Here is a 14,200-nt window from a genome sequence, read left to right as displayed (position 1 = left end):
CCAGATTGGCGCGCAAGGGCGGAACCGGCAAGACCCTGTTACGCAACGTTTTCCAGCTGCACCTTCGGGGTCACGCCCAGCGCATGGCAGACATCGCGGGTCAGCTCGGGGCGGTTCAGCGTATAGAAATGCAGCGCATCCACGCCACCTTCGATCAACTCGCTGCACAGCTCGGTGCACAGCGCCGTGGCCAGCAGGTCCTGCCGCCCGTCACGGATCGCCTTGTCAAAGGCCTCATCCAGCCATGCGGGCACCGATGTGCCGCAGCGCAGGGCAAACTTGCGCGCACCGACCCAGTTTTCGATGGGAAGGATACCCGGAATGATCGGGGCCGTGATCCCTGCCTTGGCGCAGGCATCGCGGAAACGGAAGAATGTCTCCGCCTCGAAGAAGAACTGCGTCAACGCCTCGCTTGCCCCCGCATCCAGCTTGCGCTTGAGGAAATCGACATCAGCGGCGGTGTCGCGCGCCTCGGGGTGCTTTTCGGGATAGGCCCCCACACGGATGGTGAACTTGCCGGTCTCGGCCAGCGCCGCGATCAACTCGACGCTCGACGCAAACCCTTCGGGATGCGCGCGAAAGCCGTCGCTGCCCTTGGGCGCATCGCCGCGCAGCGCCACGATCTCTTTCACACCGGCGGCAGCGAAACTGTCGGCAATCGCCAGCGTTTCTTCGCGGCTCGCGTTCACGCAGGTCAAATGCGCCGCCACGTTCAGCCCGCTTGCCTTGTGCAAGGTCGCCACGGCATCGCGCGTCAGGTCGCGCGTCGTGCCACCGGCCCCATAGGTCACCGACACGAAACGCGGGGCCAGCGGCGCCAGAACCTGCACCGTATCCCACAGGCGGAACGACGCCTCCAGATTCTGCGGCGGGAAGAATTCAAACGAGACAGCGGGCGTTTTCATATGACGATTCCTGTTCTAGGTTGTCCTCTTGTCGCAAACGCCACTATGTGAGACAACTTCATAATTCTCAAGGTCATCATGAGGAAGACCGCATAATGCACATCGAGTTCCGTCATTTGCGCACGATCAAGGCCATCCATGAAGCGGGCGGTCTGGGCCGCGCCGCCGACCTTCTGAACATGACCCAATCCGCCCTCAGCCATCAGATCAAGGGGCTTGAGGATCAGGCGGGGGTCGAACTCTTCGTGCGCCGCTCCAAGCCGTTGAAGCTCTCCGCCGCAGGCATGCGCCTGCTGCGCGCGGCCGAGCGCATCCTGCCCGAAGTGTCTGCTTTGGAAGCGGAATTCAGCGGTCTGCGCGAAGGCAAGTCGGGTCGGTTGCATATCGCCATCGAATGCCACGCCTGTTTCGAATGGCTTTTCCCGGTGCTGGAAGCCTTCCGCAAGACATGGGGCGATGTGGATGTGGATATCCGCCCCGGCCTCGCCTTCGACGCCCTGCCCGCCCTGATGAAGGAAGAGGTCGATCTGGTCGTCTCGTCGGACCCCGAGGATCTGCCCGGCATCTCCTTCGAGCCGCTATTCGACTACGCCCCCGTTTTCGTGGCCTCCAGCCAGCATCCTTTGGCCCAGAAACCGTGGATCGAGGCCGAGGATTTTCGCGGCCAGACCCTCATCACCTATCCGGTGGAACGGTCGCGGCTGGACATCTTCAGCCAGCTTCTGACCCCCGCCAAGGTCGAACCCGCCCAGATCCGGCAGGCCGAACTGACCGCTGTGATCCTGCTTCTGGTCGCGTCGAACCGCGGCGTAGCCGTTCTGCCTGACTGGGTGGTGCGTGAGGTCAAGTATTCCTCGGATTACATCACCCGCCCCCTGACCGAACAGGGCATCACCCGCCGGCTCTACGCTGCCGTTCGGACCGAGGATCTGGAGAAACCCTATATGACCGGCCTCATCAAACTGGCAGGCGAGGAAGCGCGGCGCTTGCAGGCGGCTTAAGCCCGGCACGCCGTCGCGCGGAAGAGCAAATTCTTAAACCCAAACAAAACGGGGCCAGCGCATCGCGCCAGCCCCGCCCCGATCATGCAAACCGGATCACGCCGCCAGCTTGGCGGTCATCTCCACCAGACGCTTGGCCTGATGCGCGACGGCCGCGCGGCCCTTGTCGTCCAAAGCCCCCGCATTGGTCGAGAAACCATAGGGGTTGCCGCCCGCCTCGGACACAGCCGCATCGGTGAAACCGGGAGCCACGATCACCGCCCCCCAATGCATCGCGGTCGTGTACAGCCCCAGAATGGTGCTTTCCTGCCCGCCATGGGTGTTCTGCGCGGATGTCGCCGCCGTAAAGGTCTTGTTGGCCAGCTTGCCCGCAAACCAAAGCCCGCCCAGCGTGTCGATGAAAGCGCGCATCTGGCTGGCAACAGCGCCATAACGGGTCGGCGAGATGAAGAAATAGCCGTTCGCCCATTCCATATCGTCATGGCTGACCTCGGGAATGTCCTGCACCTTGTCCAGTTGTGCCTTCCACGCCTCTTGGCCTGCCACCACATCGGCGGGGGCCGTCTCGGCGATCCGGCGCAGCCGCACATCAGCGCCCGCCGCTTTGGCCGCTTCGGCAGCGGCAAGGGCAACCTGATGGTTGGTGCCATAGGTGGAATAGAAAACGATGGCGATACGAGCTTGGGTCATGGGGGCCTCTCCTTGAGGGTTGATGATGCGCGCCACAGGGATCGGCGCTCGACCGCTGATATAGACAGCCCCATGGCAAACGTCCTGTGCGCGGCAACGCAGGCCCTGTGCGCAATTCCGCAAGCCGGATCGCGCGCGCGTTCTGCCCTTGGCAAGCAGCCCCCCAGCGCGTATACGCGCGCCCTGACAAACAGGAGCCGGACCATGCAAGGCAGCGCAAATCTCAACATCATGATCAAGGCCGCACGCAAGGCGGGCCGGTCGCTGGTCAAGGATTTCCGCGAGGTCGAGAACCTCCAGGTCTCGATGAAAGGGGCGGGCGATTTCGTCACCCGCGCCGATCTGGCCGCCGAAAAGATCCTGAAAGAAGAACTGCTGGGCGCGCGTCCCACCTATGGCTGGATCGCCGAAGAAGGTGGCGAGATTGCAGGCCAGGACCCGACCCGCCGCTGGATCGTCGATCCGCTCGACGGCACCACCAACTTCCTCCACGGCCTGCCGCATTGGGCGATTTCCATCGCGCTGGAACACAAAGGCCAGATCGTCTCGGCCGTCGTCTTCGACGCCGCCAAGGACGAGATGTTCTATGCCGAAAAAGGCAGCGGCGCATGGATGAACGATTCCAAGCGCCTGCGCGTCTCGGGGCGCTCCAAGATGATCGAGGCGGTCTTCGCCACCGGCATCCCCTTTGCCGGGAAACGCACCCTGCCCGCCACATTGCAGGATCTGGCCCGCCTCATGCCCGAATGCGCGGGCGTCCGGCGCTGGGGCGCAGCCTCGCTCGACCTCGCCTATGTCGCCGCAGGCCGCTATGACGGCTTCTGGGAACGTGAGCTGCAGGTCTGGGATCTGGCCGCAGGCATGCTGATCGCGACCGAGGCCGGCGCGCTGGTCGGTCCCATCCGCGACGGCCACGAGCCGCTGAGCCATGGCGACATCGTCGCCGCCAACGGATCGCTCTTCGACCATTTCGCAGGCATCATCCGCGCCCGCAGCTAAAATCTCTGAAGCGGCGGATCACTCCGCCGCCATGCGGCCCTGCTCATTCAGCATCATCCACACGCGATGCGGCGTGAAGGGCATATCCGCCCGCCGCACGCCCGCATCCCACAGCGCATCCAGCACCGCATTCGCCGTGGCCGCCATCGCGCCCACCGTGCCCGCCTCGCCGCAGCCCTTCATCCCCATCGGGTTGGCGGTGGATGGCACAGGCTCTGTCTCGAACACGAACATCGGCAGGTCCGTCGCGCGCGGCATCGCGTAATCCATGAAGGTGGCCGTCAGCAACTGCCCGTCCGCATCATAGACCACATGCTCGCACAGCGCCTGCCCGATCCCTTGGGCCACGCCGCCATGCACCTGCCCCTCGGCCAGCACCGGGTTGATCAGATTGCCGAAATCATCGACCACGGAATAGCGATCCACCGTCACCACGCCGGTCTCCGGGTCCACCTCGACCTCGGCCACATGCGCGCCATTGGGATAGGACCGCCCCGGCAAGGTCGCCCGCGCCTCATGCACCAGAAGATCCGTGCGGCCATCCGCAGCGGCCATCTCGGCCACCTCCAGCACAGTCGGCGTCAGGTTCGACCCCGGCGCACGGAAGCGTTCGTCGTCAAAACCGATCACATCAGGCTCAACGCCCATCTTCTCGGCCAGATAGGGCCGCAGCGCCGCCATCATCACATCCACCATCGCCAGCGTCGCATTGGCCTGCGTGGTGACGGACCGGGACCCGCCCGTCCCGCCCCCCTGCGCGATCAGGTCGCTATCGCCCTGTACCACGCGGATCAGGTCGGCAGGAATGCCCGTCTGATCCGACAGGAACTGCGCGTAAACCGTCTCATGCCCCTGCCCGTTGCTTTGGGTGCCGACATAGATCGTGGCCGTCATCCGCCCCTGATCGTCGGGCGCGAACGCGACCTTCGCCCCCTCGGACGGATCGCCAAGGATACTTTCGATGTAATAGCACAACCCCATCCCGCGCAGCTTGCCCTGCCTGGAACTCTCAGCCTTGCGCGCGGCAAAGCCTGCCCGGTCGGCCGTCCGCGCGGCATGGGCCAGCACGCGGGGGAAATCGCCCACGTCATAGGTTTCGCCCGTGGCACTGACATAGGGGAACTTGTCGGGTGCAATGAAATTGCGCCGCCGCAACTCCCAGCCATCCACACCCAATTCCCGTGCCGCCATATCCATGGCCCGCTCCAGCACATAGATCGCCTCGGGCCGTCCGGCACCGCGATAGGCGTCGACCTGCGTGGTATTGGTGTAATAGCCCTCCACATGCAGATAAGTGGTCTGCACATCATAGACCCCCATCAGCACCTTGGAAAACAGATCTGTCTGGATCGGCTGCCCGAACTGGCTGTTATAGGCCCCAAGGTTGCAGCGTGTCTCGACGCGGTAAGCCAGTATCCGCTGGTCCGCATCAAAGGCCAAGGCCACCTCATGCACCAGATCGCGCCCCGCGTTATCGGTCAGCATGGCTTCCGTCCGCTCCGACATCCAGCGCACCGGACGATCCAGCACCCGCGCCGCATGGGCCACGGCAAAGGACTCAGGGTAGCTCATGGATTTCATTCCGAACCCGCCGCCCACATCGGGGTTGGTCACCCGCACTTGGTCCGGGGAAAGCCCAAGGATTTCCGACAGATGCCGCTTGATCACCCAAACGCCCTGCCCGTTGACGGCCAGATGCAGCCGCCCGTCCTGCCACTCCGCGAAACAGCCTCGCGGCTCCATCGCGTTGACGATGATCCGGTTATCCTCGACCTCCAGCCGCACCACGCGATCCGCCTTGGCAAAGGCCGCCTCACAGGCCGCCTCGTCGCCCTTGGACCAGTCAAAGGCACGGTTGTCGGGGGCGTCATCATGCAGCGCCTCGCCACCCGGCCTCAGATCCAGCTTTGCAGGCAACTCGTCATAATCCAACGCGATCAGCTCCGCCGCGTCCCGCGCCTGCGCCGCCGTCTCCGCCACGATCAGCGCGATCGGCTCACCAACAAAGCGCAACCGCCCCTCGGCCAGAATGGGCCGCTTGGGCGCCGCCGCCTTTGTCCCGTCCCGATTGGTCAGCACCGTCGCGACCAACCCCTTGGTGATCCCCGCCGCCAGCAGATCATCCGACGTCAGCACCAGATGCACGCCATCCGCCGCCCGCGCCGCCTCAAGATCCAGCCGCGTGATCACCGCATGCGCCACCGGAGAGCGGAACACGAACGCCTGCAACGCATCCTCAGGCGCGATATCGTCGATATACCGCCCCTCCCCCGTCAGAAACCGCACATCCTCAACCCGTTTCACCGGCTGGCTTTTTCCGAACTTTTCCATTGGCTCTGTCCCTGCATTGGCTGTGCACGAACCTAGCGGACCCCGCGCCAGTGTCCAGAGGACGCGCCCCTGGCAGGTGCTGCGCAGTTGAGTATTTTCAGCAAGATGAAAGGGACGGCCCGCCCCCCGCTTCATCTTGCATCAAATACTCAAAAGACCATCAGCCAGAAAACCCGGCGACCGTGATCATCGCCTCGGGACCATAGCCGTTGAACCGCGTGGCGATGGCATTGGAATAGGCGCCCATTCCGGCGAAGATCATATAATCCTCTTCCGCCAGATCGACGGGCAGCAGCACGGGATCGGGCAGCCGGTCGATGCTGTCGCAGGTGGGACCATAGACGACCCGCGGCGACATTGCCCCCGCGCGCGGCGCGCCATCCGCTGTCACTACACGGATCCGGTCATGAGCGGCGATATCGCGCCATTCCGCCAAGGCCCCATAGACCCCATCGTTCAGATAGACCGCCTCTCCGCGCAGGCTCTTGACCCGCGTCGCCAACTGGCACGCCTCGGCCACCATGGCGCGCCCCGGCTCGCAGACCAGCGCGGGCGCATCCGCGCCAAAGGCCGTGCGCACCTCGGCCCCGACCCGCGCGAAAACGCCCTCCAGATCCGGCGCCACGCCGCGATGTGCGGCAAAGCCCCCGCCCACGTTCAGCCGCCCCAGTGTGACACCCGCACGCCCCGCCACTTCGGCACAGGCGCGGATATAGGCGGCCCATATGCCCGCATCGCCGCATTGCGTGCCCGGATGGAACGTCATCGCGGGCACAAAGCCCATCGTCGCCACCTGCCGCAGCAAAGCCACCGCCGCATCCGGTCCCGCCCCGAACTTGGCCCCGAAATCATAGGCCGCGCCCTTGATCGGCAGCGCCAGCCGCACCGCCACTTCCGTCCCGCGCGGCAATACGGCCAGCTTGTCCAACTCCCCCACGCAATCGACCGAGGCCGAGGCGATACCCATCTGCACCGCCTGCGCCACTTCGGCCCGCGACCGCACGGGGTTGTTGTAATGCAAGACAGCCTCCGGGCAGACAGCCCGCACCGCCTGCATCTCGGGGATCGAGGCCACGTCGAACGCCCGCAGCCCCGCCGCCACCAGATTCTCCAGCACCACAGGCGCAGGGTTCGCCTTGACCGCATAGGTCACAAGGCCCGGAAATCCCGCCTGAAACCGCCGCGCCATGCGCTGCACTTCCGCCGGGCAGACATACAACTGCGCCGCATCGGGCAAGACCTTGCGCACATGCTCGTCCGGGGTGGACCAGATAGAATCGGATTTCATGACTGTGCCTCGCTGCTCGTCTTTTGCCCAAGTCTGCGCCCGCATCCCGTCGATTCACTCCGTCACATCTTGCAATTCGCATTACTTTTTCGTCATATTGCCAGCATGAGCATACAATTAGACGATACAGACCGCGCCCTGCTGGCCCTTCTGGCCGAAAACGCGCGCCTGCCCGTGGCCACCCTCGCCCGCCGTCTCAACCTTGCCCGCAGCACGGCTCAGGCGCGCCTCGACAGGCTGGAACAATCGGGCGTCATCGCGGGCTATGCCCTGCGCCTTGGCCAATCCGTCCGCGCCCCCCTGCGCGCCACCGCCCTGCTGCAGATCGAACCGCGCTCTGCCCCCACGGTGCTCGGCCGCCTCAAATCACTGCCGCAGGTCACCCGCGTGAACACCACCTCGGGCCGTTTCGACCTCATCGTCGAGGTCACCGCCCGCACGACCGAGGAACTGGACGACACGCTCGACCGCATCATCGAGGCCAAGGGCGTACGCTCTTCGGAAAGCCTGATCCACCTGTCCACCAAGCTGGACCGCGGCTAAGGCTACCGCAGCCCTTCCCCTTGGCGCATCAATTCGCTAGAGGGTCTGGAACCCCGGATTTTCAGACGATCAAGCAGGATCACGCATCATGGCCATGGACAAAACCTTCGACGCAGCCACCGCCGAAGCACGGCTTTCCGCAGCATGGGAGGCGGCAGGATGCTTCCGCGCAGGCGCCAACGCCAAGCCCGGCGCGGATACCTTCTGCATCATGCTGCCGCCCCCCAATGTCACCGGATCGCTGCATGTCGGCCATGCCTTCAACCACACGCTGATGGATGTGCTGATCCGCTGGAAACGCATGCAGGGCGTCGATACCCTCTGGCAGCCGGGTCTGGATCACGCCGGCATCGCCACGCAGTTGCAGGTGGAAAAACTGCTGGCCCAGACCAAACAACCGGGCCGGCGCGAACTGGGGCGCGAGAAATTCCTCGAGAAAGTCTGGGAGTGGAAAGCCCAATACGGCGGCACCATCGTGATGCAGGACAAGCGCCTCGGCACCTCGATGGATTGGGACCGGCTGGCCTTCACCATGACCGGCGCGCCGGGTGACCCTTCGGGCGGCACCGATGGGCCGAACTTCCACGACGCCGTGATCAAGGTCTTCGTGGACATGTATAAAAAGGGGCTGATCTATCGCGGCAAGCGACTGGTCAACTGGGACCCGCATTTTGAAACCGCCATCTCCGATCTGGAGGTCGAGAACCTCGAGACAGACGGCCATATGTGGCACTTCAAATACCCGCTGGCGGGCGGCGAAACCTACACCTATGTCGAGCGTGACGAGGACGGCAACGTCCTGTTCACCGAAGATCGCGACTACATCTCCATCGCCACCACCCGCCCCGAAACCATGCTGGGCGACGGGGCCGTGGCGGTTCATCCGGAAGATGAGCGTTACGCGCCAATCGTCGGAAAACTCTGCGAAATCCCCGTGGGTCCCAAGGAACATCGCCGCCTGATCCCGATCATCACCGACGAATATCCCGACCGCAATTTCGGCTCGGGCGCGGTCAAGATCACAGGCGCGCATGACTTCAACGACTATCAGGTGGCCAAGCGCGGCGGCATCCCCATGTATCGCCTGATGGACACGCGCGGCCAGATGCGCGCCGATGGCGCCCCCTACAGCGATGCCGCAGCCCGTGCCCAGGCCATCGCGAATGGCGCGGCCTTTACCGAGGCCGAGGTGGACACCCTCAACCTCGTCCCCGACCACCTGCGCGGGCTCGACCGGTTCGAGGCGCGCAAACGCGTGGTGGCCGAGATCACCGCCGAAGGTCTGGCCGTCATGACCGAAGCCACCGATCCCCGTCTGGGCAAGGCGGCGCTCAAGGCTCCGCTGGAACCCTCCGAGGGCGGCGAAATGCGCACCGAGGCCGCACAGCTTGTCCCGTTGGTGGAATCCAAGAAAATCATGCAGCCCTTCGGCGACCGCTCCGGCGTGGTGATCGAGCCGATGCTGACCGACCAATGGTTCGTGGACGCCGCCAAGGTGGTTGGCCCCGCGCTGGATGCCGTCCGCACAGGCCGCACGAAGATCATCCCCGAAAGTGGCGAAAAGGTCTATTACCACTGGCTCGAGAATATCGAGCCATGGTGCATCTCGCGCCAACTCTGGTGGGGTCACCAGATCCCGGTGTGGTTTGACGATGAGGGCCGCGAATACTGCGCCGCATCCGAGGCTGAGGCGCAGGCCATGGCCCCGGGCAAGACCCTCACTCGCGACCCCGATGTTCTGGACACATGGTTCTCGTCGGGCCTCTGGCCCATCGGCACGCTGGGCTGGCCCGAGCAAACCCAGGAGATGGCGCGCTATTTCCCGACCGATGTGCTGATCACCGGGCAGGATATCCTGTTCTTCTGGGTCGCCCGCATGATGATGATGCAACTGGCCGTCGTGGACGAAGTGCCCTTCCACACCGTCTACCTGCACCAACTTGTCCGCGACGAGAAGGGACAGAAAATGTCCAAGACGCGCGGCAATGTCATTGATCCCTTGCAGATCGTCGATGAATTCGGCGCCGATGCGCTGCGCTTCACCATGGTGCAGATGGCCGCGCTGGGGGGCGTGCTGAAACTCTCGACCGAGCGGATCAAGGGCTATCGCAACTTCGGCACGAAGATCTGGAACGCCTGCCGCTTCGCCGAAATGAACGGCGTCTGGGAGGGGCACGCGACCCAGGCCACGCCGCCCGCAGCCACAGCCACCGTCAACCGCTGGATCATCGGCGAGACCGCCCGCGTCCGCGCCGAGGTGGACGCCGCCCTTGACGCCTACCGCTTCAACGACGCCGCCAACGCTCTTTATGCCTTCGTCTGGGGCAAGGTCTGCGACTGGTATGTGGAATTCTCCAAGCCCCTCTTGATGGATGGCGACGCCGAAACCCGCGCGGAAACGCAGAAAGTCATGGCATGGGTGCTGGATCAATGCCTGATCATGCTGCATCCGATCATGCCCTTCATCACCGAAGAACTCTGGTCCCAGACCGGCACCCGCGCCAAGATGCTGGTGCATGCAGACTGGCCCGCTTACAGCGCCACGGACCTCGCCGATCCCGCCGCAGACCGCGAAATGACATGGGTCATTGGCCTGATCGACGCCGTCCGCTCAGCCCGCGCCCAGATGCGCGTGCCCGCAGGTCTGCAAGTGCCGATGGTGCTGCGCGAACTGGACGCGCCGGGCCGCGAGGCATGGGCGCGCAACGAGGCGCTCATCCGCAAACTCGCCCGCATCGACAGCCTGACCGAAGTGCCCTCCTTCCCCAAAGGCACCGTCACGATTCCCGTTGAGGGCGGGATTTTCGGCCTGCCTCTTGCCGATATCATCGACGTGGCGGAAGAAAAATCACGCCTCGAAAAGACCCTTGAAAAACTCGCCAAGGAAATCGGCGGGCTGAAAGGGCGCCTCAACAACCCCAACTTCGCCACCTCCGCACCCGAAGAGGTGGTAGCGGAGACCCGCGACAACCTCGCCCTGCGTCTTGAGGAAGAAGCGACCCTGAAAACGGCGCTGTCCCAACTGGCCGAACTCGACTGACACAATAGCAAAGGGGGGCCAAGCGCCCCCCTTTCATTTCATCTTGCCTTAAATACTCAAAGCGCGCCGCAGCCGCGCAAGGCCTCAGCCGAATTTCGGCGCGCGGCCCTGCATGTTTGCTGCAATCACTTCCATCTGATGCGGCTTGCCGATCAGGTCCACCTGCTCGCGGCTCTCATGCCAGAGCACGGTTTTCGCATCCGCCTGTTCCGCCAGCCCGATCAACCGCTTGGCCGCGCGCATCGCACTGGGGCTTTTGCCCGCGATCACAGCCGCCATGGCCCGCGCCGCCGCAAGCGGATCATCGGCCAGTTCCGTCACCAGCCCCCAGCCCAAAGCCTGCGCCGCATCAATGGGTTCGGCGGTATAGGTCATGCGCCGGATCACGTCCGTCCGCGTCAGTTGCGGCAAGAGGACCATCCCGCCCATATCCGGTACCAGCCCCCATTTCATCTCCATGATGGCAACCTTGGTATCAGGGGCCGCGATCCGCACATCCGCCCCCAGCGCCATCTGAAACCCCGCGCCAAAGGCCACCCCGTGCAGCGCCGCGATCACCGGCACCGGCACCGCGCGCCAGACCAGCGCCACCTGCTGCATCAGGTTCGCATCGCCATGCGAGCGCGGCATGATCCGCGCCTCCGGGTCCTGCGCGGCAAAGGCTGCGAAACTCGCCACGTCGAGGCCCGCACAGAACGCCCGCCCCTCACCCGACAGCACCACGGCGCGGATATCGGCATTGTCGATCAGCCCCGTGCCCGCCTCGACCACAGCCTCGGCCATGGCCGGGTCCACGGCATTCATCTTGTCGCCCCGCGTCAGGGTGACATGGGCGATATGGTCCTTGATCTCGACAGATACGCGGCTCATGCGGGCTCCTCCTTGGATGTCCCCGCCAGTCTTGCCACAAACCGCGCCCCGATCCAGCACGACGTTGGGGCAGAGTATCCCCTGCCGGGGTGCGAGGACAGATCACGCACACTTGCCGAAACCCCGGCCCTTGGGTTATCTGGCGCCATGATCGGACCCAGATTGACACCGCTTGCCGCCAGCCTTCCCGCCACCGTGCCCTTCGTCGGGCCCGAAGCGCAGGAGCGCTCGATGAACCGCCCCTTCGCCGCCCGTCTGGGCGCGAACGAAAGCGTCTTCGGCCCCTCGCCCAGCGCCATTGCCGCGATGCAGGCCGCAGCCGGCGAGATCTGGATGTATGGCGACCCCGAGGCCCATGACCTGCGCCACGCCCTTGCCGCCCATCACGGCTGCGCCCCCGCCAATATCATGATCGGCGAAGGGATCGACGGGATGCTGGGCTATCTCGTGCGCCTGTTGGTGGCACCGGGCGATGCGGTGGTCACCTCGGACGGGGCCTATCCCACCTTCAACTACCACGTCGCGGGCTTCGGCGGCACGCTGCACAAGGTGCCCTACAAGGGTGACCATGAGGACCCCGCCGCCCTGATGGCCAAGGCGGCCGAGGTCAACGCCAAACTCGTCTACCTCGCCAATCCCGACAACCCGATGGGCAGCCATCACACGGGTGACGCCATCGCCAAAGCCCTCGACGCGCTGCCCGCCGGCACGCTGCTGGTGCTGGACGAGGCGTATATCGACCTCGCCCCCACAGACACAGCCGCCCCCATCGCCGCCGATGATCCCCGCGTGATCCGGATGCGCACCTTTTCCAAGGGCTATGGCATGGCCGGTGCCCGCGTGGGCTATGCCATCGGGGCCGCGCCGTTGATCGACGCGTTCAACAAGGTGCGCAACCATTTCGGCATGAACCGCGCAGCCCTCGCAGGCGCGCTGGCCGCCCTCAGCGATCAGGACTGGATGACCCATGTCCGCGCCGAGGTGGCCACCGCCCGCGACCGCATCGCCGCCATCGCCCGCGACAACGGCCTGACGCCGCTGCCATCCGCCACCAATTTCGTGACCGTCGATTGCGGCGGCGATGGTGCGCTGGCCGCCCGCGTCCGCGACGCGCTGGTCGCGCGCGGCATCTTCGTGCGCATGCCCTTCGTGGCCCCACAGAACCGCTGCATCCGCATCAGCTGCGGCACACCGGCCGATCTGGACCTGCTGGCCGCCGCCCTGCCTGACGCCCTGCAGGCCGCCCGCGCCGCCTGAACCGCGCCGGACGCGAGGGGGGCCCTTACCCCCGCGCCATCACGCCCGCCGCCGCCTCCAGCGCGCCGGACCCATGCGGGATATCCAGCGCCATGAACCCGGCCTGCATCGCTCCCAGCGCGCCCATCACCATATGGGCATTCACATGCCCCATATGGCCGATTCGGAAAAACCCGTGCCACTCGGGATCACCGGGTTCCGCCATGCCCAGACCAATGCCCAGCGTCACCCCCGCCTGATGCTCGGTCCATTTGCGCAGGTCCGTGCCATAGGGCGCTCCGATCCGCAGCGCCGTCACAGCCCGGCTGCGATGCGCGGCATCGGCGATGTTCAACTCCAGCGGACCACCCTGCCCCCAGACCTCGCAGGCGGCCCAGATCGCGCGGGCCAGCACATCATGCCGCGCCCAAATTGCCTCGATCCCTTCCGCGTGGATCATATCAAGCGCCGCACGCAGACCATAAAGATGATGTGTCGGCGCGGTGCCGCCCGAATATTGAAAGAAATACTCAGGATTCGCGCGCGGCACCCAATCCCAATAGCGGCTGACCCGCTCCATCCGGCTCCGCGCCTCTGCTGCGCGCGGGCCGAAGAACACGAACCCCAGTCCCGGCGGCACCATCAGCCCCTTCTGGCTGGCCGCCACCATCACATCGACGCCCCAGGCATCCATCTCGAACCGGTCGCACCCCAAAGACGCGATGCAATCCGCCATCAGCAGCGCCGGATGCCCTGCCGCATCCAGCGCCGCGCGCAGCCCTGCAATGTCGTTCAACACCGAACTCGACGTGTCCACATGACTGGCCAGAACCGCCTTGATCCGGTGCTCCCGGTCCGCGCGCAGCGCCGCCTCGACCCGGTCCAGATCAAAGGGCGCGCGTTTTCCGAAGTCGATCACCTGCACATCGCAGCCCAGACCGGCCGCCATATCGCCCCAGCCATGCCCGAACCGCCCCGTGGCGGGCACCAGCACCCGGTCGCCGGGGGCCACCACATTGGCCAAAGCCGCCTCCCAGGCCGCATGGCCATTGCCGATATAGAAGGTAGCCGCATGTTCGGTGCGCGCCACACGGCGCAGATCGGGGATCAGGCTGTCCGTCAGCGCCACCAGATCGCCCTCATAGATGTTCGGCGCGGAACGGTGCATCGCGCGCAGCACCTCCTCGGGCATGACCGAGGGACCGGGGATGGCCAGATAGGGGCGACCGTGGGCAAGGCTCATATGACTTCTCCGATGACGTGACCGCGCGACACTATCCCCTTGCCGTGCGGCGTC

At 65.1% G+C, this 14,200-nt stretch carries 11 protein-coding genes; 5 read left to right on the top strand and 6 right to left on the bottom strand.

Features of this window, described 5'->3' with window-relative positions; genetic code table 11:
- Positions 1 to 38: 38 nt before the first annotated feature.
- Entirely contained in the window at positions 39 to 905 is an 867-nt protein-coding gene (gene metF, locus PVW27_RS12900; RefSeq protein ID WP_274558319.1) for a methylenetetrahydrofolate reductase [NAD(P)H], read from the bottom strand.
- 95 nt (positions 906 to 1,000) lie between these two features.
- Here metF and PVW27_RS12895 point away from each other — a divergent pair, with 95 nt between their 5' ends.
- On the top strand, positions 1,001 to 1,906 hold the full coding sequence (locus tag PVW27_RS12895; RefSeq protein WP_274558317.1) for a LysR family transcriptional regulator: 906 nt from the start codon (positions 1,001 to 1,003) through the stop codon (positions 1,904 to 1,906).
- 96 nt (positions 1,907 to 2,002) lie between these two features.
- On the opposite strand, the gene PVW27_RS12890 is transcribed toward PVW27_RS12895, so the two are convergent.
- A complete protein-coding gene (locus tag PVW27_RS12890; protein ID WP_274558315.1) occupies positions 2,003 to 2,596 on the bottom strand; it encodes an NAD(P)H-dependent oxidoreductase in 594 nt (197 codons plus the stop codon).
- A 204-nt stretch (positions 2,597 to 2,800) separates the two neighbouring features.
- On the opposite strand from PVW27_RS12890, the gene PVW27_RS12885 reads away from it, so the two are divergent.
- Entirely contained in the window at positions 2,801 to 3,595 is a 795-nt protein-coding gene (locus PVW27_RS12885; protein ID WP_274558313.1) for an inositol monophosphatase family protein, read from the top strand.
- A gap of 18 nt (positions 3,596 to 3,613) precedes the next feature.
- Here the strand turns inward: PVW27_RS12885 and PVW27_RS12880 are convergent, their stop codons facing one another.
- Both PVW27_RS12880 and PVW27_RS12875 read right to left on the bottom strand, forming a co-directional pair.
- Positions 3,614 to 5,926 carry a xanthine dehydrogenase family protein molybdopterin-binding subunit gene (locus PVW27_RS12880; protein ID WP_274558312.1) on the bottom strand — a complete coding sequence of 771 codons (2,313 nt, stop codon included), beginning with the start codon at positions 5,924 to 5,926 and terminating at the stop codon, positions 3,614 to 3,616.
- A 160-nt stretch (positions 5,927 to 6,086) separates the two neighbouring features.
- Positions 6,087 to 7,214 (bottom strand): type III PLP-dependent enzyme, encoded by a 1,128-nt coding sequence (locus PVW27_RS12875; RefSeq protein WP_274558310.1) that lies wholly within the window; start codon positions 7,212 to 7,214, stop codon positions 6,087 to 6,089.
- 111 nt (positions 7,215 to 7,325) lie between these two features.
- Between PVW27_RS12875 and PVW27_RS12870 the strand changes: the two genes are divergently transcribed.
- On the top strand, positions 7,326 to 7,757 hold the full coding sequence (locus tag PVW27_RS12870; RefSeq protein WP_274558458.1) for an Lrp/AsnC family transcriptional regulator: 432 nt from the start codon (positions 7,326 to 7,328) through the stop codon (positions 7,755 to 7,757).
- An 88-nt stretch (positions 7,758 to 7,845) separates the two neighbouring features.
- The gene (locus tag PVW27_RS12865) at positions 7,846 to 10,797 is read left to right on the top strand and encodes a valine--tRNA ligase (RefSeq protein WP_274558308.1); all 2,952 of its coding nucleotides are present in this window, start codon (positions 7,846 to 7,848) and stop codon (positions 10,795 to 10,797) included.
- 84 nt (positions 10,798 to 10,881) lie between these two features.
- Here the strand turns inward: PVW27_RS12865 and PVW27_RS12860 are convergent, their stop codons facing one another.
- Positions 10,882 to 11,667, bottom strand: a complete 786-nt coding sequence (locus PVW27_RS12860; protein WP_274558306.1) for a crotonase/enoyl-CoA hydratase family protein — start codon at positions 11,665 to 11,667, stop codon at positions 10,882 to 10,884.
- A gap of 147 nt (positions 11,668 to 11,814) precedes the next feature.
- Here PVW27_RS12860 and PVW27_RS12855 point away from each other — a divergent pair, with 147 nt between their 5' ends.
- A complete protein-coding gene (locus tag PVW27_RS12855) occupies positions 11,815 to 12,924 on the top strand; it encodes a pyridoxal phosphate-dependent aminotransferase (RefSeq protein WP_274558305.1) in 1,110 nt (369 codons plus the stop codon).
- Between the two features lie 25 nt (positions 12,925 to 12,949).
- Here the strand turns inward: PVW27_RS12855 and PVW27_RS12850 are convergent, their stop codons facing one another.
- Positions 12,950 to 14,146 (bottom strand): pyridoxal-phosphate-dependent aminotransferase family protein, encoded by a 1,197-nt coding sequence (locus PVW27_RS12850; RefSeq protein WP_274558304.1) that lies wholly within the window; start codon positions 14,144 to 14,146, stop codon positions 12,950 to 12,952.
- Positions 14,147 to 14,200 lie beyond the last annotated feature (54 nt).

Origin of the sequence: Seohaeicola sp. 4SK31 (assembly GCF_028802875.1) — a bacterium.
In the GTDB taxonomy this organism is placed as follows: domain Bacteria; phylum Pseudomonadota; class Alphaproteobacteria; order Rhodobacterales; family Rhodobacteraceae; genus Seohaeicola.
The sequence above is the reverse complement of the archived record's forward strand: the minus strand, read 5'-3'. Positions and strand labels throughout refer to the sequence as shown.

What these genes read in the sequence shown, in the direction of transcription:
- PVW27_RS12885 (WP_274558313.1), top strand. Translation starts at nt 2,801, where the DNA reads ATGCAAGGCAGCGCAAATCTCAACATCATGATCAAGGCCGCACGCAAG.
- PVW27_RS12890 (WP_274558315.1), bottom strand. Translation starts at nt 2,596, where the DNA reads ATGACCCAAGCTCGTATCGCCATCGTTTTCTATTCCACCTATGGCACC.
- PVW27_RS12895 (WP_274558317.1), top strand. Translation starts at nt 1,001, where the DNA reads ATGCACATCGAGTTCCGTCATTTGCGCACGATCAAGGCCATCCATGAA.
- PVW27_RS12860 (WP_274558306.1), bottom strand. Translation starts at nt 11,667, where the DNA reads ATGAGCCGCGTATCTGTCGAGATCAAGGACCATATCGCCCATGTCACC.
- PVW27_RS12855 (WP_274558305.1), top strand. Translation starts at nt 11,815, where the DNA reads ATGATCGGACCCAGATTGACACCGCTTGCCGCCAGCCTTCCCGCCACC.
- PVW27_RS12875 (WP_274558310.1), bottom strand. Translation starts at nt 7,214, where the DNA reads ATGAAATCCGATTCTATCTGGTCCACCCCGGACGAGCATGTGCGCAAG.
- metF (WP_274558319.1), bottom strand. Translation starts at nt 905, where the DNA reads ATGAAAACGCCCGCTGTCTCGTTTGAATTCTTCCCGCCGCAGAATCTG.
- PVW27_RS12865 (WP_274558308.1), top strand. Translation starts at nt 7,846, where the DNA reads ATGGCCATGGACAAAACCTTCGACGCAGCCACCGCCGAAGCACGGCTT.
- PVW27_RS12850 (WP_274558304.1), bottom strand. Translation starts at nt 14,146, where the DNA reads ATGAGCCTTGCCCACGGTCGCCCCTATCTGGCCATCCCCGGTCCCTCG.
- PVW27_RS12880 (WP_274558312.1), bottom strand. Translation starts at nt 5,926, where the DNA reads ATGGAAAAGTTCGGAAAAAGCCAGCCGGTGAAACGGGTTGAGGATGTG.